This is a genomic window from Pedobacter sp. Leaf194 (genome assembly GCF_001423945.1).
Classification (GTDB): Bacteria; Bacteroidota; Bacteroidia; order Sphingobacteriales; family Sphingobacteriaceae; genus Pedobacter.
This window is the reverse complement of sequence record NZ_LMPU01000012.1, coordinates 116,141-135,448: the sequence shown is the minus strand read 5'-3', so window position 1 is coordinate 135,448 and position 19,308 is coordinate 116,141. Positions and strand designations below refer to the sequence as shown.

Sequence of the window (19,308 nt, the reverse complement as noted above, 5' to 3'; positions counted from 1 at the left end):
CACTTACCGAAAGAGCCTAAAGCAGGAGATGTCCCTTTCTACACCATGCCCTTGGGGGAACCTTATTTGAGCTATATAAAGGATAAATCCCATGAGCAGCTTTTCAAAGATTTCTTGAAAATCGTCAAAGCCGTTGCCGTTTTGCAAGCAAAGATTATACACACAGAGACATTAAGCCAGACAATCTCATGTATGTTAAAGGTGAACCGGTATTGTCCGATTTCGGTCTGATGAGCTTTCCGGATAAAAGTGCTAGATCAGGTGATAATGAGAAGATAGGGCCACAATGGACAATAGCACCAGAGATGAAAAGGACTTCTTCCACAGCGGAATTTAAAAAGTCAGACATTTACTCGCTTGCCAACTCCCTTTGGATATTGATCACCGGTAGTAAATTTGGATTTGAAGGTCAATATGTGCCAAACAGCAATATCTCCGTCCGGAAACTTCGTGGAAGTTATCATCAACAAGGGCACTATAGCAGGACAATGGTACTACCAATCGACGGTTATCGTCGATGTATTGCTTGAAATGGCAACCGACAACGACTTGGAGAAACGGCCCACAGTGGAAGAATTTTACGAGTATCTTAATTTCTGGATGGAAACCAGTGATGATTTTGGCAGACGAAATCCATACGAGTGGGCAGATGTGCTGAAACCATATTTCCTCAAGGAAGCCCGGCAGCTTGTGAGTGGATATCGGTATCACAGATTTTCTTGGTGTTGAAAAGGCTGGTAGCTTATGATAACCTGAATTATTTCTTTTACCCTCGGGGGGAGGAGATTCGATGAAATCCATTCAGCTCTGCAATGACGAGTTGGCCCTCATCATCAAAGGTGATATGTTTATCCGCCCTCAAAAACTTCTCTTCAGAAGCGAAGATAACCCGGAAATATCGTACTTCAGGCTCATTCTAGAGCCAACGGAACCAGTTAGCCATGGAATTGAAGACGGAACCAGAGAACGGAACATTGGTAACGAAGATTTTAATTTCGTGGCTGAACTGGATTCTGGTGTGGAAGGGGTCAATGTCGAGCGTTATTTGAAGGGAAGCTTTATTTTTGTGCATAAACGTTGGAATATCAACGCGTTAAGGGGAATGTACCGAAATGGATTGTTTTTAGACGGACATAGCGGTGTTCATGATAAAATTGATTATGATAAATATCACCAAATGCTAATTAATAACTGCTGATGATATTGCGCTGAGCAGTGGCTAAATGGCTCAGGGCTTAATTTACATCGATAGACTTTTTGGCTCGTTCCTGTGTTGGCTACTATTCATTCACTTCTTAATTTTCTCTTTCCGCTTGCCCTTTACTTTTTTCACCTGCTTGTCAGCTACATCTTTGCATTTGAAAAAACTAAGTCCACGCGGGTTAAAATCTTAATATACTTAATATTAGGTATTTTGTAAACTTGATATTCTTGTTAAATTTATCTCATCTAAATCTCACGCTCATGAAAACACTTCTTTTTGGTGTCATACTGCTAATTTCCATTAAAGCTCAAGCACAAACAATACTTCCCCCTCCGGATTATGGTGATGTTTATCTCAACAACAGTATAAATGATGCAACGCCGAAAAAAAACATAAAAAAGGGTGGATATGATTTCAATTCATATGTTTCCAGAGTCGGTTTCAAAGACACTGTCAGTGGTGTTTTTTCCCAGTTTGTAGTTGGGGATAATATTTTTGCCAAAAATGCTAATGTCCTCACTGCGGAAATCGGAACCAAGGATACCAGGTTGAGTTATAATGCGGCCGCCGGTATCAGGGAAAAACGTTATCTTTTCAACGGAATCTACAACGTGGAATTGTTTGCAATCGGTAAGGACAATGTTTCCAAAATTTTCAGCAGTTCAAAATTTCAGGCCAATGTCGGCTTAAATGTTTCCGGGTCATTTCTGCTAGCCAGTCTGATGAAATATCAATCATCAGAAGCAATTAGCTTATACAATAAGCGGGTACCTTTTTATTGGGCATTAAAAGAAAAAGCTGATATCCTGACCAGTACAAAAATCAGCAACGAAATAGAAAAGGAAATAAAAACGATACGCTCTGCACTTGAAGCGAAAACCGTAGCGGGGAAGGGTACAAAACAAAAGCTATATCAAAAACTTCTCCTTCTTCAGGATTCCCTCACAAAATTTTCAAATGCATCATCTTTCAGAAATGAACTATACGAAAAAGAGATTAAAGCATTTGAGAAGAAAAATTCTGTTTGGCATTCTTTCCACTTGGTCACCCTTGATACCAAAATAGGGCTGAGTAATGAGGGTTTTAGTTATTATAAAATGGTCAGTCAGCCGACTGAATTCCCTGTGGTATTCGAGAATACAAAACGACTCTACCGGCCTAGCGGCACACTCGCCCTGAACTATATTTATTCCGGCAAAATGATTTCCAATAAAGTATCATTTGGCCTGACGCTGAGTAAATATATTGGATTTGATGAAGAGTCAACCAAAAAAATCGAGGAGGAAACCCTCTACGATTCATTAAATGTCAGAAGATCAATTAAAAAGGAATACACCGCCTACAAATTTAAGGACGGTATCGATCAGACTTATAATGGCTGGGTGCTTACCATCAATGAACAAATTTATCTTGGGAAAAAGAAGCTGATTGGTTTTGGAATAAATCCATCCTATATGATATTTTCTAACGGACCGTATGAAAATAAAAATGCCCTTGACATGAATTATAATCTTTATCTGGCAATCAGTAAGAAAGGCGACATACTAAATAAAAATGTTTTGGGTATAGGCTTAAAAACCCCGGATTTAACCCACAAGCTGCCCAAGAGCTTCAACGCTGACACAGGAGCTCGGCTAAAGACAAAGGATAAAATTGAAGTATCAATATCGCTCGGGATAACCTTAGACAAGCTGCTTATCAAATAGGTGCCAATTCAAAAACTTCGCCCAAACTTTTTGACTTCTTGCGATTGAATTGTATGCTTACAGGCTACGATTTATTCAATGTACTAGCTTAATTCTCGAACCTGTAAAACATAATTTTGTTTCGATATCTCTTTTTAGACCAGTATTCCAAAATACTCAGTTCACTTCCTGCCAGAACATTACTTTAACACCTTTGCGCTCCTTTTAGTCAACAAGCCAAAGCAGATGATCCATAAAAAACTCCATCACCTCCGCCAGTAGCACAAACTCTCCATCAAACAATTCGCCCGGCTTTGCGGCCTCAGCGAAAGACAATACAGGCTAATTGAATCCGGTAAATCTGGCATCGGCACCAAAAGCCTGCAATTCATCTGTGATTTTTTCGATATCCGAACGGATCATTTTACCGTCCCATCAAATGACCTCCCGCAAAATAAACCTGCCCCAAAACAAAATCGGGCAGCAAAACCAATAACTGGAATAAACCGAAGAAATCCCAATCCCCGCAAAAGCAGAGGCAAAACGCTCAAAATTGAAGATTCTCTGGAAACCCTGCGCCTTGAAAATGGGCATCGGCGAAGAAGAAGGCAAACTACTCAAAGTCTTAGCCGGCATTTATGCCGACATGATACTGGAAGACTACGACGATCAGCTCATCCTCGAAACGCATCCCGAAGGCTACCATCCAGAAAAAAGGAAACCCGGCCAGCTCTGCGGCATCAAAGGAAGCGGCAAAGCCCTTTGGTTTGATGAACACGGTTATAAATGCATGTCCTGCGAGCGCGCATTGAATGAAAACCTTTACCCAAAAGAAATCTTTTATGATAAAACACAATTCTACACCGATGCCTATCTCAGCCACTATTTCAACCTGAAAGGCAAAACCCTGGAAAACTGGATCGCTGCCGGCTTGCTGCGTTCGATTAGCATCCCCGGTGAAAAACCAGACCAAATCCATTTCAGGATTTACCTACTGATCGAGCATCAAGGCTTCCTTCGACTAAAAGCACTGTTCGAAATCATGCAGGTGCAAACACACGAGGAAAACGGACAGGAATCCCACAGCACATCTTAAAGATTACCAGATCATCAAATTCATTCGCTTCGACTGATTTATCATCTAACCCAAAGACGGCCTCCCGGGGCTTTACAAACTGTTCGGCTATTGGATTAAACCCTGATGCGTTCATTCTTTCATAAGTTATAGCAAGTCTTTTTGTTACCGAACGAAAATATATTTAGAGAAACTAAATGTTCGCCGCTTTTGTTTATTGTGTCATTTCTTCGTAAATTTGAAATCAAAGAAATGGGAAAAATACTGAAACATATCACTATACCAAATGGACTTACCAGAAAAAGGGCAGTTAAGGTTCAAAGGACATCTACAAATTTTTCTTCTTTGAATTGGTATAAACTCACAGAAAGCACCAGGCATACGTTAAATATCCTCATCACAGAGAGCGCGCGTAAGCAACTCGAAGAGCGGATGAAGGACCATCCCGATCAGAACCGCATTGATTCACTTAAGACACTTAGCAGCATCTTTGTAGAGTTGAGCCGTGATCCTAAAGTTTTTGATTCGAAAGACAACATGCATCAGATACTTGAGTAGTTCGATGGGTTAGAAGTGATCTAATCATGGATCAACTGGAGGAACTTCGGGAAAAATTCCGGCTGAGCGATAGGGAGAAGGCTATTCTTTCTGAGATTATCATCGGGGACTTTACAAAAAACATTAAAGCCGAAGAAAAGCCGGTAGCGATCATATTGGGAGGTCAGCCCGGTTCAGGAAAGTCAGAATTGACTACTGCCGCTTTGAAAATGCTAAAAGGCAATGCCGTTATCTGCAATGCTGATGAGTACCGGGATTACCACCCAAAAGCAGAAGAAATTAAGGAAAATCATGAAGAGTTCTACCCGGAGCTGACCGTCGACTACTCGCAACCTTGGAATAACGAATTGAGGGCCTATTGTGAGGGCCACAAATTAAATTTCATTCTTGAAACTACCTTCTCTTCCGGGCAGCGAATGAATGACACCATTAAGCAGATTAAGGCCAAAGGATATCAGGTTTATTTGCTGGTACTCTCCGTAAATGAGCAGCTGAGTTTTCTTGGCACAAGGATTTGATACGAAGACATGAAAGTGAAAGAAGGCTTCGGCCGTCTGGTAGACAAGACCGTACATGATCAAAAATATAGGGAGGTTCATACCACACTAGAGACCGTATGTGCTGCTAAAATTTTCGATAAAATCGTCATCTTCGGCCGTGCCGGCAGGCAAAACGTAAAGGGAAAGAAAAATGGTCTGATCATGATTACAGAGGATTCAGATGAGGCCATGGCCGCTTATCTCACGGAAAGGGATAAAGAATGGTCTGACAATGACGGACGTTACTTTAATAATGACATCCTGTTTCTGATACGACAGATGGTGGCAAGGAAAGCAAGCCATCAGGACATTCAGGAAGTATTGGATGTTTTCAGGGCGGGGTTACCAGAACCTACGGATCCGCCATTAAACTAAACAATTATGATACCTAACACCCGGCAAGCCTTACCCTGCGAACAATACCTCACGCTTTTAGGTGCAGCAATCTGTGTATTTAATGCCAATAACGCTTTCATAATCGAAAACATTCTGAGACTGAATCATTCAAATTATGACTGGTCAAAACTCTTCGACCTAACCTCAGGGTTATTGTTAGACCCGGTCGAGCAAACCATCACGAAGAAATCCGGTCAGGAAATTTCAACCTTATTTGCACATCTGGTTAACAAAAGAAACCGGATCGTCCACAGTTTTCAAATCACTTCAGGTGTTGAACGAATCCTCGCCACAAAAAATAGGGCCGGGGTACAATTTCATATCGATTCGGATTACCTTCAGGAATTTATTAAAGAAAATGAGCAGCTCGCGATTTTGTTGAACAGACTGAGGGGATTCTGACTACAGCTGAAAAGATAGTTATGCTTAGTTAAAAAATAATTACATTTAACCATCTAAAATTAAACGTAATTTAAATGGGGATAGAAGAAGTCTCTGCCTTAACTGCTGTCTCAGCCTGGGCACTTTCCATGCTCAAGGCACCTTTCGAAGACAAAGCCAAAGCACAACTAACGCTTTTGTACGATGACCATTTAAAACCTATGGTCAATAATGTACTTGGGTTTTCCAAAGAGGAAAATATGCTCCCAGTAAATGAAGACCTTGGTAAAGCAGTGATTGAAGCGCGAAATTTTGCCACCCAATTTCTTTTTTATGCTTATAAGCTTCGTCGAGAAGATATCAACGCCAGAACCCATACGGATTTCGACTATTTCGGGATAGATTTAAAGGGCGTGACAGCAATATTTGCAGATTTCATTTTCCACGAAAACCATGTACTCTCCCAGGATCACCCTGAACTGGATGGACGAGTTGCTTACGCGCAAATCCATGTTCTTCTCGCAGCCTTTGGGGGCAGTAAAGATGAGACCTTAAAATTCAGAACGGAAATGTCTTCGATGTTGAAAGGAGAGCTTTTAACAAAACTCCACAAGCGGTTCAACCGGGAAATCTTGCCCGACGGTTTAGAAGATATGTTGTGGAAAGGGTTTAGCGTTTATGGATCACAACATGAATGGACGGAAGTATTTGTTCTCAAATTTGCTGACATCCTAAAGGAACCCGCTCACCAAAAAGCCAGGATTGCTTTTCAAAACCGCTTGCTCTCAGATATCAAAATTGACACCGACTTGTTGAGGGGTGCCTTACAGGCTCAGCTGGATTACATGGGCAACGAATTCAAAAACATCTCGAAAACACTTGAAAAATTTGAATTATGGCTGGCATCAATTTTAAAAAGTGTCAGTGCCATGCAGCGAAGTCTGGTTGCTTTGCATTCTGAGATCAAAGTGATTTCTAAACATATCGATACCCTGACACGACACACGGTTTCTTCAAACAAAGGTAAAAGTTACCCGCATTATTTGAACGATATCCCATTCAGCGGTCTGAAGTTCATGGGACGCAAGGCTGAACTTAGTTCCTTACACCAATTGGTTGCTAAGCCTTCGCCCACAATGATGTCCGGGTCATCAGGTGTCGGAAAAACGATGGTCCTGGAAGCTTATCTGAAAAGTGTGGCCTCAAGTTACGATCATATCCTCTGGATAAGCGGGCCCGGGTTTGAAAATGAAGGTGCCAAAGGTATTTTTGAATCCTTCAAACAGCTTCTGATTTCCGATCAAAACCTCATTTTAAATGGTCTTAAGCTAAAAGGTTTCAAGAACCATTCCCCGGAAATCAAATTCAAACTTATCGTGCAGGAATTACGAAATATAAAGGGCAAAAACCTATACATTGTTGACAACCTCTCTAGGGCATTTAAACAGGAGCTGAACCGGTTGGATATTATTCCCCATTGGGATACCATTATTGTTTCAAGGGCTGTATTCTCGACTGATAAATGGCTAGCTGTCCAACGGTTAGAGAAAGATGATGCGGTTGAAATTTTTTCGTACTGGCACAAACCGGAAGAAAATCAACTCCAAGCCTTGTTCTTGCTACTTGAAAACCTGCAATACCATCCGCTGTTAATTGAACTGGCGGCAAAGACAATTTCAAAATCTTTCGGACGGTTGAGTATTTCTAGTTTTAATGAACTTATCGATAATGAAGGAATCGAAGAATCCCGTTATGTGCATGCAATCGAATTCCTGGACCACAATGCCAAGATACTGTGGCACATTAACCAGGCATTTGGGTTAAGCAAACTTTCAATCCCCTGCCAGAATATCCTGCTGAACATATACTTTTTAAAAGATAAGCGATTTACCCAGGAAGATATATCAGCGTACCTGGATATAAATGATGATGGTTATCAATCTTTCCACCTCCAGTTAGTCGAGCTGGTCGAGCAAGGTTTTTTGCAATTTGACAATAATTATTTCTCAATGCCAGCTATCGTCCGCACCATCACAAAACTCTTATTGAAACCTTCACTGAAGGACATCAATTCGATTGCCGAGCGCGTATTTAATTCAAGAAAGGAATCCAGTTTCGATGAATAGGTTACTGATGTTAAATTCCCTTCTTGATCATTTTACTCCAGAAGCTACAATCGCCGGACACTTTGCGCTCTTAAAATTACAGGCCGGGTTTGAACTGGTAAAATTGGAATCATATACTTACGCAGAAGAACACCTTTATCCGGTTTACAATTACATTAACCTGAAAGAAATCAGTGAAAGCGCATTTTTACCCTTATATGCTGAATTGTGTTTGAATCTTTATAAGTGTGCACTCGTCAGCGGTAAATTTGACGAGGCGGACAAACTTATACGATCAATTCATAATACTGCGCCTAACGCGTTAGAGGCTTACCTTTGTGCGGCCGAATTTGCCTTAGAAAAATTTCCTGATTTTGGTCACATCCAAGTTTACGCATCAGCGGTATTTGATGCCTTCAGAAACCTCGTTGAAAAAGCAACGCATAAACTATGGCTACGCGCTTTGCTGGTTTACCTGCATTCAAAAGGACAGTTGGCAATGGATGGTGTTTCGGCTGAAATTATCAGATATGGTACTGAGGCGCTGGATTTGTTAGCGGCAAGCAATAAAGAGCTTGAGGACGAAAAATTTGCCTTCTCGCTTATAGATTTGTTTTGCTTACTCGCACATGCATTCTCATCCGAAAAAAGACTAAACGAAGCATCGGAACATTTAGAACGTGGCTATGAAATTGTAACCAAACTGCTGGACCAAGATTTCAAGTTATATAGCAAAGTCTATATAGATTTTGTTACACATTATGCAGGGTTCCTTTCAGATAACAGAAGGCCTGACGCCGCTTTGTCAATATTGTTGACCTGTACCGACAAGCTACATTTTGCAAATGATGGAACTGAATCTGCAAGACGATCGCTGTTAACCTTCCATCTGCTGCTCACACAGGTTTGCCAAACACTTGATCAGCGCCTTATGGCGCGGATTTACTTAATTGACGCAATGAACCTGATGATAAAAGGTGCACCCTACAGCAGATACATGCGGGGACTATTTATTGAAACGATTGATCAGCTCGCAAAATTTGATGCGTTTTTGGAAAATAAAGCGACAGCCCTTACCCGCTATGAATTTGCCGAGATCATTATTAATCAGGTGGCTAAACCAGAAGATCAACTGCATTATTGGGAGGCTAAAATTACATTCGGAAAATATTTCTACAGCCTGGATACCCGAATGCAAACTACAACCTTGCACGCATTCAAAATTATTGCCTTATACTGTGATTGTTTTAGATTTCAATCCCGCTTTGCCGGGAGCAGTTCCAATGCCCGAACTAATTTTTACGGGACACAAAAAAACTGGACGTTTTTACCTGAAATAGTGAAATACCTGGTTAGAATCAGTGGCGAGGAGAAAAATTACCGTCAGGTTTTCGAACTCTACTTAGTGCTTTTAAACCAGCAAAGCTTTCTCGATCTAACCAATTTGTTGGATAAGGACATTGTATTTGACACCCACCTCGAAGCCGCAGAAGCTGCCATCCGGATTTCAAACCAAAAATTTGCCATTCTGCAATTTGTTGAATGTGAGAAACTATTGGATACTTATCCATATGGTCATAAAAACGTTGCGAAATACAGGCAAACTGTATTCCGGGTTTGTGAAATTTATGGTTTAGAAAAAGACTATATCATTGCAGAAATTAACAGGATTTTATATAGTCCACAGCTGGAAGGTGTTTTGGTTTAATAACCGCAGTTAAGTTTCAACTACTCACTCACGTATCACACACAATATTGAAGTGTCCCAAAATTCAAATCGCTGGGAGACTGGAAAACAACTTTAAGTTTAGCCTTTTTTAGGTACACCCGAAAATTATTCTCTTCTTTTTATTTTTGCCTGCCTTTTATTATCTTATTTTTTAATAAAAGTCATTATTTACTTTTTAAAGCCTTTAAAAGGTAGATAGATATCCGATAATGATTGGTGGCATACGAATACCCTTTACCGGATTGACTGCTCCTAGATAATTGACAGGTTCAGGCACCTGCTTTATTCCTTTCCTTTATTAACCACATTGCTTCAAACAACCGAACCAAGTTTTCATAGACAGCAATGATCTCTTCTTTCGATAAACTATCTTCCATATATTTTTGACTTAATGAATCATAAAGCCAGTTTTTCAAAATAGCATGGTAATGGCGGAGTTTAAAGGTTTTAAAAACTCTCCTTAACACTTTCACGGGATTTATTATTTCATCTGCAGCGAGGTGAGTTGGATAGTCCCTCATTCCTTTCTTTTCTTGTTTTATGCACCATTTTACAATGATATCAATCTCACCACTATCAATCTCAAGTTTTCCAATTGTTTTTTTTCGAACTAACCAGGCAGCTTCAATGACTTTCATGGTAAGTTCATAATCATAAAGTCTGTCGGAAGGGCTGCTTCTAAGCGGATGATTAGCCTCAAATGAAACGTCATTGCGCCATTTTTTCAACATCTTAAGTTGGTCAGGTAACCATGCCGCATCGAAGAATGCTGTTATCGGTTTGATCGGCATTACTATCTCCTCATCATCAAGAAGTATAATCCTATTTTTCTTTTGTCTGCTTAAATTAGTTCTCATGAGAATTATTTTTATTTTGAATTTAATTAGTTGATAAGTAGTTAGATAAGCTCAATTATAAAACTTTTGCCAGGCTGAATACTTGGTGGTGGGTAAACGGGTGAAAGTTGAATATAGATGACAAGTTGACCCTGTATATGTCTTCTACATCCTTAAATTGAATTATTCAAAACATATTTTATTTTCCATTGCCAAATTTTCTGCCTTTTCAAATTCTGATATTTTGTTTTCACACAATTTTCTGGTTAGCTTTTCAAAAGCATAGGCTTTGGATAATAATTTATCTGCATCGTCCTGCTGGACGCCAAATTTGTCATTATACCTGGCCTGCGAGTAGCTCTTTAACAAGATTTCAAATAATCTGCGATCTTCCTCCGTGGCCTTAAGCATTTCGTAAGGTAATGGTGAAAAGCTGCTACACAAATCAAGCTGCCGACCTAAATGATGAATGTCAGATCGATAGGCAAGGTGTACGCGAATTAGTGCTATCGTGCATTGTTCTATAACCTGGTGGGTCATAAACAGACATACCGCATAATGCTCATTACTGTAGCAATCTGCTGCACCTTCCAAAAAACCGGCAGCGAGTTTAATTCTGTGCGCATAATGTTTGCTTGCTTTCTCGAAATTCTGTGAGGAATCAAAAGCGATACTTGGAGTTTCATTTAAGATTCCATTTGAACTGTAAAGGTGTTGAGCCGCATTTAATATGGAAATGAAAAAGCGATTGTTCTTTTCAATGCAGCATTGAATGGTTTCCATGCTGTGGGAAAGCATAGTTATTTTACCGGAGAAAAATCTGGTATTGCAAAAATCCTGTGCCTCATGCTCGTTTCTTGTTTTATTCTCCATGACCATTAACAAAAAGTAGTGGTGCTCAGTTGAAGAATAAGTGGAACCAAAACATCCCGATTTTGTTGCTGTTTGAGTCAGCTTGCAAAAGCTGTAAATATAAATTGGCTTGAATTTCTCTATAAGCGATCTACAGAGCTCAATGATGCAATCTGTCCTAACCGTTTGTAATACTTGATTTGTTTTCATAACTACATGATTTTGAATTTATTCCAAATCTCCATATCTATTCGATCGTACCGAACCACAAGCGGGTTGTTAAATACAAAAACTTAGTTGTTTTTAACGCTCAAAAAAAATCGATATATTTGGGTATGGAAACTTCTGAAAGAAACACTCGAATGCATTTAGGACGTAAAATTTCTCGTATACGTGAACTACGTGGTATGAAACAGGAAGCGCTTGCCAATGAATTGGGGATTAGTCAACAAGCTATAAGTAAACTTGAACAGAGTGAAGATATTGAAGATTCAACCTTAGATAAGGTTGCAAAGGCTCTAGGAGTGACAGCCGAGGGGATTAAGCATTTTACAGAAGAAACTATTTTTAATAATATAAATAACTTTCATGACAATTCAATTCAAAATAATTTTAATCCAATAGAAAAAATTGTTGAGTTGTATGAAAGATTGCTAGCGAGTGAACGTGAAAAGAACGAACTTTTGAAAAGGTCTTAAATTTTTATTTGGAGAAATATACTTAATGTAACTAGAAGAGCTTATCACGATTTGTGATAAGCTCTTTTGCACTTTTCAAGCACAAACTTTCGGTCTTCGAAAATTATTGGAATTTTACAAATCATCTGGTTTGAAGCCTATTCGCTTTCTCGCAGGCTTCTCAGTTTCTGGTTTATCCAGTAACTCATCAAGATATTTAAATACGATCTCCATATTCTTATCCTGATTATCCAACTTCTTTTTAATCTTTTCGACTTCCAGTTTAATTTCAATGTTATCATGTAATATGTTTCTGACTCTGGTGAAAATTCGGATGATCTGAATATTCATTTGAACTGCTCTTGGACTTGATAATACGCTGGAAAGCATAGAGACACCTAGCTCTGTAAAAGCCATAGGAAGGTATTTCAGATTAGTCCCAGATTCCAAGGTGCCGGATTGGCACCTTGCATTGTAATACTCTTCAGCGGTGATTTCGAACATAAAGTCTTCGGGAAAACGCTCGATATTTCTTCTTACCTGTCTTTTGAGCTGTTTATTTTCTACGCCATAAAGCTTAGCAAGATCTGAATCAATCATTACTTTCTGACCTCTAATAAGATAAATCTGGTTGAGCACCAATTCATCAGTGATGATAAGATTATCCATCTGATTTTTTGTTATTTAATTTTTGTGATAATTTTTCTCTTAGCCTGGCCATATCAGCACCAACCTTGATGTCCACAACTTTAGCATACTGTTGGGTAGTTCTGATATTGGTATGGCCCAGCATCTGGGACACGCTTTCAATTGGGACCCCGTTTAAAAGCGTTACTGTTGTTGCGAAGGTATGGCGGGCAATATGTGTGGTTAGTTTCTTATTTATCCCGCATATGGCCGATATTTCGTGCAGATACTCATTCATCTTCTGGTTGCTATGAACCGGCAGTAGCATATTCCCATCGCACATAGGATGATCAGCATATTTGTCTAACAGAATTTGCGCTTGTGGGAGAATCGGTATTGCAGAACGGGTATTGGTTTTTTGCCTTACCTTGACTATCCACTGCTCACCATCGATACCTTTATTGATGTGATTTTTCCTCAAATTTTTGACGTCTGTATACGCCAAACCAGTATAACAGCAAAATAAAAATACATCGCGAACTGTGCCAAGTCTTTCAGAGGAGAATTCCTTTTCAGTAATTTTCTGAAGTTCGTCCTCGTCCATGAAGAATCTATCCGTTTTCTTTGTTTTGCCTTTATATCCAATGAAAGGATTATTTTCAATTAGTTTATTGTGGTGACTAATGTCTATGATCTTACCGACGCTTTTTAAGACTTTAACAGTATAATTGTTCGAGCACTTTTTTACCGATCGGATGTAAAAATCAAAATCACTTATAAATTTCTGATCTACCTTCTTCAGATCAAGATCTTCCAGTTTGTATTTTCTTTGAATGAATTCTTGAACATGTTTTCTAAGGACAAGAAAACGTTTGAGCGTACCCGGCGCATAATCTTTTCCAACCAGAGACCTCATTTCATCATTGTGTTCATCGATAACGTCAAGGATGGACAACATATTAATCTCCTTGCCCTGGAATTTTGCTTTGATTGACGCAATTGAAATTTCTTCATTTGCATTTAACAGCGACTTGTATGCATCGTAGACCTTTCGTTGCAGCTGGTCTAACTGAAAATTCAGAGTCGTTGATTCTTCTTTTTTACCACTGGATCTACCGGAAAACGAGTTCCACAGACTAGGATGACAGGAACGTGCAGTAGAAATCTCTGCCCGTTTACCGTTGAGTGTGAGTCGGATGTAAATCGGTGCTACATCGCCTTCATAGTTTTTTTGTCTTTTCAGATAGAAAAGAACACTAAAGTTGGTTTTCATAATGATAACATTAAGAGTGAAACAAAATTAGCATTGCAGCAAGACCTTTACAAGATGTGCGGGAGGTGAACGGCTTGTAATTCAATTCTTTAAGCCGTTCTGGTGAGTAAATTTAAAATTTAGCTCAACTCACCAGACTATTCCAAAACACGCTTAAACGATGCATAAAATGGAATTTCCGTAAAAAACAAAAACCTGCAAATGTTTGATTTGCAGGTTTTTAGCGTTTTTGACATTGATTTTGTGATCCCGCTGGGATTCGAACCCAGGACCACTACATTAAAAGTGTAATGCTCTACCAGCTGAGCTACGGAATCGTTCCTTTTGTTTAAGGAGGTGCAAATATAGAAATTAATTTTATCCATGCCAATGTTTTTTTTAAAAATATTACGAACACTTTTCAACTCCTTTTAAATGTGCTGTTTATTTTCAATAAAGAGTAACGCTACAGTACGTGCCGATGTCGTTTAGGCATTACTTCTACATAGAACCGCCTACAACCAGTCTGGATTCATCAACAATTGTTTGTGCGAAAGAACTTCCTGCAATGCAACGCATCATTCTGCTAAAAGATAATTTACCCAAATTATAGCCACTTGTCTCTGCAAAGGTGATTTCCGGGTAAAAGAGCAGGGGAATCATGCCATCACTAATTGCAATAACCCCTAAATCTTTCGGCGCTTGCAAACCCTTTCGCTGAATAGCCTTCATAGAACCAGCTAAAATTTCGTCGCTCATGCAAAATACTGCAAATTTCCTCCCCACATATCCCGGTAGGGCAGCGAGTGTAACCTGTTCGGCTTCATCTGTACTTGTTGCATAAAGTATTTGCAGGTTCACGTCTTCCCCTTGCCCAATTACAGAACTGAACTTTTCAAGTCGGGCCTTGGTAATCGACATGTTTTTATCTCCAAAAATTGCCAGCACATTCTTTATGCCCTTGTTCATTATTTCTTCAGCAGCAATGCCAGCAGCATGTTCATCGCCAACACAAATTTTGTTGCAGGATTCATATTGCGGAACTTTATCGAAAAATATAACAGGTATTCCATGTACATCTAACTTCAAGAAAGGTGCGATATCTGTGGTTTCTGAGGTAATTGCAATGAAAATTCCGGACACCCGTTTGTGCCGGCAGCTTTTTAAAATCTCCTGTTCAATTTTGGCATCGTTAGATGAGCGGTAAATAATTACTGAATAACCAAATATTCTCGCCTCTTCTTCAATTGCACTAATAAAAGAATGGTAGAAGAAATTAGATAGGCTTGGCACAACAACGGCAAACTCCTTACTGCTATGCGTACGCAGATTTACCGCATAAGGGTTTGGGTCGTATTCTAACAAGTCTGCAAGCTCATTGATTTTCTTTTTCGTTTCCAGCGAAATGTCGGGATGGTCTTTTAACGCCCTCGAAACAGTTGATATACTCACATTTAACCTTTCAGCAATCTTCTTCAAAGTTGGATTTTGGTTCATGGCTTATTATTTGGTTACTCAAATATAAGTTTTCCACAACAAACATTTCCGCAAATGTTTTCGCAAACGTTTGCGGTTAAAATTTATGTTATTTGATGGTTTTCGTTTGATTATAACCTTATCTTCATATAACCCAATTGACTGAAACTCATCACTTAGAGATTTGTGAGTAGTTTTAATCAGTTTAACCAAATATAAAACCTAGAAAATCTACAGTCATTCTTTGGCTATAGTCCCTATTGAATCAGAATTTATGAGAAATTTAAGCTTTTACGCCTCTATTTTGAATGGCACTGGTTGGCAACCAGTTGTTTGTAAAACCAATCAAGCCTTAGTATGATAATTGCTCAAGCAGAAAAAACTCATAATTTTTCCTCAGCAGTGAAATTGAATTTTGCTTCGATTATCACTATGAACCTTGGTTTTTTTGGTATACAATATAGTTTTGGATTGCAACAAACCAATATGACACCCATCTATTCATATCTGGGTGCAAATGCCGATCAGATTCCGCTGTTAAATTTGGCAGGACCAATGACTGGTCTAATCATACAACCAATTATCGGCGCAATGAGCGATAAAACAACCAGCAGGTTTGGTAGAAGAAGACCTTATTTTTTAATCGGAGCGATAATATGTAGCATCTGTCTGTTCGCAATGCCGTATAGCAGTTCTATTTGGATGGCCGCTGGGATTTTGTGGATCTTAGACGCCGGAAACAACATTACAATGGAGCCATATCGGGCTTTTGTGAGTGATAAATTACCTTCCGAACAACATGCGCTCGGCTTTTTAACGCAGAGCTTTTTTACAGGGTTAGGGATTACACTAGCCAACTTAACGCCCGGTATCTTAATCGCTGCTGGATTGATAAGTATTCATTCAAGAAGTGGAAACAACATTCCTTATACCACATATGCAGCCTTTTTTATTGGTGGAATTGTTTCCATTGGTTCAATCATGTTCAGCTGCCTTAAAACAAAAGAGGTCCCATTGTCTGCCACCGAAATCGCAAAAATCAGGGCCGAAAAAGGCGGTGTTGGCGTAATTTTTAAAGACATTATCGGTGCTTTCAAAGTAATGCCATCTACCATGAAGCGATTGGGCATTGTTTACTTATTTAACTGGTACGCCATGTTTGTTTACTGGCAGTTTATTACGCTATGCCTGGCTAAAACCATTTACAAAACTAGCGATGCTGCTTCCGATGGTTTTGCATCCGCACAGTTGCTTACCGGAACCGTTAACGGGGGTTATAACGTAGTTACCTTTCTTGTTGCATTTCCGCTGGCTTTTTTTGCAAGAAAAATAACAGCGCAAAAAGTACACCTGATTAGTTTAGTGGTTGGAGGCACATCGCTCATTTGTTTACCCATGCTCCACAATCCGGCTTTGTTATTCATTCCAGTTGTTGGCTTAGGCGTGGCCTGGGCGAGCATGATGGGTACACCGTATGCCATGCTGGCCGGAAGTATTCCGAAAGACAAAACCGGGATTTTTATGGGTATTCTGAACATGTTTATCGTATTGCCCATGTTGCTGGAAACAATCACATTTAAATACGTTTACAAATATTTTCTAGGTCATAATCCCGAAAATGCAATAGTTTTTGCCGGCACATTAATAATGATTGCCGGAGTTATGGTTTTGCTGATTAAAAGAACAGACAACTTAGCAGTAGTATAAATGGTCGACTCAAAAGCATATAGAAAAGCATTAGACCTGTTGCAACAGGCATCAACTCCTAAAGGGTTTGTTGCTGCCGTGCAAGAATTTGATAACTATAAACGTGTGTGGACCAGAGATGGCATGGTTACATGCATAGCTGCCTTACTTAGCGGCGAAAGCAACCTTATTCAAACTGCAAAAACTACCATTGAGACGCTTTTTAGCAACCAGCACAAAAATGGCTTTATGCCATCGAATGTTTCAGCAGATGGTTCAGTAAGTTATGGTGGAACATCGGGCCGGGCAGATAATCCATCGTGGGCGGTTATCGGTTTGTGCGCTTACTCGCTGGTAACTGCAGACAAAACGCTTTGGAATAAATACCAAAGGGAGGTAGAGAAATGCTTCGAAGTTTTGGAAGCATGGGAATTTAATGGAAAACATCTAATCTATGTTCCGCAAAGCGGCGATTGGGCAGATGAGTACATCCAGCACGGCTATATTTTATTCGACCAGTTGCTTCGCCTTTGGGCGCTGAGATTATGCGCAAAGCTATCACCAAATCAATACCGGAATGAGAAAGCAAGGCAAATTACCAAAGCGATAGAAACAAATTTCTGGAATGTTGATGGAAAGGCGGACGCTTATGCACCAAATCTCAGCCATCAGCTTAAGGGCTCATCAGCAGCGTTCTGGTTAATGGGTTTTAACCCGGCCAGGGTTTATAAGTATTTTGATTTACAGGCAAATGTATTCTGTCTTTCATTAGGCATCGGTAATGAAGAAAACAGTCGTAGCGTGATTGAATTTTTGAAAAAATTTAATGATGGTAAGCAATCGATGTTGCCCTCATTTTATCCAACGATAGCAGAAGATAGTGCAGATATGAATGAGCTTAGAAATAACTATGCTTATTCGTTTAGAAATAAGCCTGGTTATTTTCACAACGGAGGCTTATGGCCGGTTTGGAATGGATTTCTGTCTGCGGCTTTAAGTTTTACTGGCGAACATGACTTTGCAAAAGCTATTTTATCTGCCGTGCACAACTCAAATGCAAGCGCAGATTTCTTTAACGAGTGTTTGCAAGGTTTTTCGCAACAGCCCTGCGGTGTGCCAAATTGTACATGGAGCGCAGCCGGTGCTGTAATTGCCGAACAAGCCTTGGTTAACGACGATTTTAAGCAACTTTTTACTTTTAACGAATTTGAATTATGAAATTGGCTAATGATATTTCAGCTAAAAAGGTGCTGGTAGTGGGCGAGTTGCTTGTCGATCTTATTTCGGAACAAAATATAGAATCACTTGCATTTTCATCAAATTTTTCGACCAATCAGGGTGGAAGTTCTGCAAACTTATGCGCCAACCTAAAATGGCTTGGAATAGATACAGAATTAATTGCCACTGTTGGCAACGATAATTTAGGCGCTTTTCTTATCAATGAACTAAAAACAGCTGGTTTATCAGATACTTATATAAACCGTTCTGCCGATAGGCAAACAAGCGTAATTTTAGTAGCCAAAAGCGAATTAACGCCCGATTTTATCCCTTACCGCAGTGCCGATCTTGCTATCAAAAGAATAGAAGATAGTGCTATAAATTCATCAGGAATAATACATACAACTGCGTTTGCCTTAAGCAAGGAACCTGCACGCAGTAACATCCTTTGTGCCTTTTCAAAAGCTTGTGCCTTAAGTAAATACATCTCGGTAGACTGGAATTTTGCCCCAGCCATTTGGCAGGAGGATGATGGTAAAGATGTTTTCAAAAAGCTGATGAAAATGAATCCTCTGCTTAAAATAAGTGTAGATGATTTGGAACGCTTTACCGGAGAAAGCTTAACAATCGAAAGAGCGCTGGAATGGCTGGGTAAATTAACCGCCCAGGTAATTTGCCTCACCTGCGGAAAAGATGGCGTTTGGTTTAAAGCAAAAAATGAGCAATGGAAACACAAACCTGCGCTTTCCGTAACATCCGTTGTTGGCGTAACCGGTGCCGGAGATGCTTTTTGGTCTGGCTTTTTATCAGCGTTCATAAATAATATTCCCGTTGATGAATGCATCACTAAAGGCTTGGAAATAGCCAAAGTAAAAATTGAAAAACCATTTCCTTTATACAAAGATCAATAACCTATTAATCTAATTAACCAAACGAAATTATGAAACATCGACCACCTTAAACGTTAGTGCCAATCCCAAAAAAAATAAAATTTTTCTAACCAATTAAATCA

The 19,308-nt window shown here is 39.5% G+C and carries 18 protein-coding genes, 1 tRNA gene and 2 pseudogenes; 15 read left to right on the top strand and 6 right to left on the bottom strand.

The features are described 5' to 3' along the window. Positions 1-155: 155 nt before the first annotated feature. The 11 genes and pseudogenes from ASG14_RS20735 to ASG14_RS17520 all read left to right on the top strand — a co-directional run. Positions 156-530 (top strand): annotated as a pseudogene (locus tag ASG14_RS20735) (protein kinase); the annotation flags it as partial. Positions 531-790: 260 nt separating this feature from the next. Further along, positions 791-1,198 carry a hypothetical protein gene (locus ASG14_RS17560; protein ID WP_056872381.1) on the top strand — a complete coding sequence of 136 codons (408 nt, stop codon included), beginning with the start codon at positions 791-793 and terminating at the stop codon, positions 1,196-1,198. Between the two features lie 266 nt (positions 1,199-1,464). After that, positions 1,465-2,910 (top strand): hypothetical protein, encoded by a 1,446-nt coding sequence (locus ASG14_RS17555; protein ID WP_056872380.1) that lies wholly within the window; start codon positions 1,465-1,467, stop codon positions 2,908-2,910. 273 nt (positions 2,911-3,183) lie between these two features. Then, a pseudogene (locus ASG14_RS20730) lies at positions 3,184-3,300 on the top strand (helix-turn-helix domain-containing protein); the annotation flags it as partial. 142 nt (positions 3,301-3,442) lie between these two features. Further along, complete coding sequence (locus ASG14_RS20555) at positions 3,443-3,985, top strand: hypothetical protein (RefSeq protein WP_235528620.1); 543 nt, start codon at positions 3,443-3,445, stop codon at positions 3,983-3,985. Between the two features lie 231 nt (positions 3,986-4,216). Beyond that, positions 4,217-4,522 carry a hypothetical protein gene (locus ASG14_RS17545; protein ID WP_056872378.1) on the top strand — a complete coding sequence of 102 codons (306 nt, stop codon included), beginning with the start codon at positions 4,217-4,219 and terminating at the stop codon, positions 4,520-4,522. A gap of 26 nt (positions 4,523-4,548) precedes the next feature. Further along, positions 4,549-5,040 (top strand): zeta toxin family protein, encoded by a 492-nt coding sequence (locus tag ASG14_RS17540; protein WP_056872377.1) that lies wholly within the window; start codon positions 4,549-4,551, stop codon positions 5,038-5,040. A 9-nt stretch (positions 5,041-5,049) separates the two neighbouring features. Continuing rightward, the gene (locus ASG14_RS17535; RefSeq protein WP_056872376.1) at positions 5,050-5,436 is read left to right on the top strand and encodes a hypothetical protein; all 387 of its coding nucleotides are present in this window, start codon (positions 5,050-5,052) and stop codon (positions 5,434-5,436) included. Between the two features lie 6 nt (positions 5,437-5,442). After that, the gene (locus ASG14_RS17530) at positions 5,443-5,859 is read left to right on the top strand and encodes a hypothetical protein (protein ID WP_056872375.1); all 417 of its coding nucleotides are present in this window, start codon (positions 5,443-5,445) and stop codon (positions 5,857-5,859) included. A 74-nt stretch (positions 5,860-5,933) separates the two neighbouring features. Beyond that, positions 5,934-7,964, top strand: a complete 2,031-nt coding sequence (locus ASG14_RS17525; RefSeq protein WP_056872374.1) for an ATP-binding protein — start codon at positions 5,934-5,936, stop codon at positions 7,962-7,964. After that, positions 7,957-9,651, top strand: coding sequence for a hypothetical protein (locus tag ASG14_RS17520; protein WP_056872373.1), 1,695 nt, complete (start codon positions 7,957-7,959; stop codon positions 9,649-9,651). The genes ASG14_RS17525 and ASG14_RS17520 overlap by 8 nt, the downstream gene beginning before the upstream one ends. 290 nt (positions 9,652-9,941) lie before the next feature. Here ASG14_RS17520 and ASG14_RS17515 read toward each other — a convergent pair whose 3' ends face one another. Both ASG14_RS17515 and ASG14_RS17510 read right to left on the bottom strand, forming a co-directional pair. Beyond that, complete coding sequence (locus ASG14_RS17515) at positions 9,942-10,529, bottom strand: hypothetical protein (protein ID WP_056872372.1); 588 nt, start codon at positions 10,527-10,529, stop codon at positions 9,942-9,944. A 162-nt stretch (positions 10,530-10,691) separates the two neighbouring features. After that, positions 10,692-11,570, bottom strand: coding sequence for a HEPN domain-containing protein (locus ASG14_RS17510; RefSeq protein ID WP_082491673.1), 879 nt, complete (start codon positions 11,568-11,570; stop codon positions 10,692-10,694). A 125-nt stretch (positions 11,571-11,695) separates the two neighbouring features. Here ASG14_RS17510 and ASG14_RS17505 point away from each other — a divergent pair, with 125 nt between their 5' ends. After that, a complete protein-coding gene (locus ASG14_RS17505; RefSeq protein ID WP_056872370.1) occupies positions 11,696-12,058 on the top strand; it encodes a helix-turn-helix domain-containing protein in 363 nt (120 codons plus the stop codon). A gap of 114 nt (positions 12,059-12,172) precedes the next feature. On the opposite strand, the gene ASG14_RS17500 is transcribed toward ASG14_RS17505, so the two are convergent. The 4 genes from ASG14_RS17500 to ASG14_RS17485 all read right to left on the bottom strand — a co-directional run bounded on the left by ASG14_RS17500 (position 12,173) and on the right by ASG14_RS17485 (position 15,413). After that, positions 12,173-12,706: an ORF6N domain-containing protein gene (locus ASG14_RS17500; RefSeq protein WP_056872369.1), complete on the bottom strand. Its 534-nt coding sequence runs from the start codon at positions 12,704-12,706 to the stop codon at positions 12,173-12,175. Beyond that, positions 12,699-13,937: a site-specific integrase gene (locus ASG14_RS17495; RefSeq protein WP_056872368.1), complete on the bottom strand. Its 1,239-nt coding sequence runs from the start codon at positions 13,935-13,937 to the stop codon at positions 12,699-12,701. The genes ASG14_RS17500 and ASG14_RS17495 overlap by 8 nt, the downstream gene beginning before the upstream one ends. A gap of 244 nt (positions 13,938-14,181) precedes the next feature. Then, positions 14,182-14,254: transfer RNA gene (locus ASG14_RS17490), tRNA-Lys, on the bottom strand. A 163-nt stretch (positions 14,255-14,417) separates the two neighbouring features. Further along, positions 14,418-15,413, bottom strand: a complete 996-nt coding sequence (locus ASG14_RS17485; protein WP_056872367.1) for a LacI family DNA-binding transcriptional regulator — start codon at positions 15,411-15,413, stop codon at positions 14,418-14,420. A 336-nt stretch (positions 15,414-15,749) separates the two neighbouring features. On the opposite strand from ASG14_RS17485, the gene ASG14_RS17480 reads away from it, so the two are divergent. Genes ASG14_RS17480 through ASG14_RS17470 form a run of 3 tightly spaced genes read left to right on the top strand, consistent with a single transcriptional unit; the run spans position 15,750 to position 19,207 of the window. Further along, the gene (locus tag ASG14_RS17480) at positions 15,750-17,099 is read left to right on the top strand and encodes an MFS transporter (protein WP_056872366.1); all 1,350 of its coding nucleotides are present in this window, start codon (positions 15,750-15,752) and stop codon (positions 17,097-17,099) included. Next, the gene (locus ASG14_RS17475) at positions 17,100-18,296 is read left to right on the top strand and encodes an amylo-alpha-1,6-glucosidase (protein ID WP_056872365.1); all 1,197 of its coding nucleotides are present in this window, start codon (positions 17,100-17,102) and stop codon (positions 18,294-18,296) included. After that, positions 18,293-19,207: a carbohydrate kinase family protein gene (locus tag ASG14_RS17470; protein ID WP_056872364.1), complete on the top strand. Its 915-nt coding sequence runs from the start codon at positions 18,293-18,295 to the stop codon at positions 19,205-19,207. The genes ASG14_RS17475 and ASG14_RS17470 overlap by 4 nt, the downstream gene beginning before the upstream one ends. The last annotated feature ends 101 nt before the right edge of the window (positions 19,208-19,308 follow it).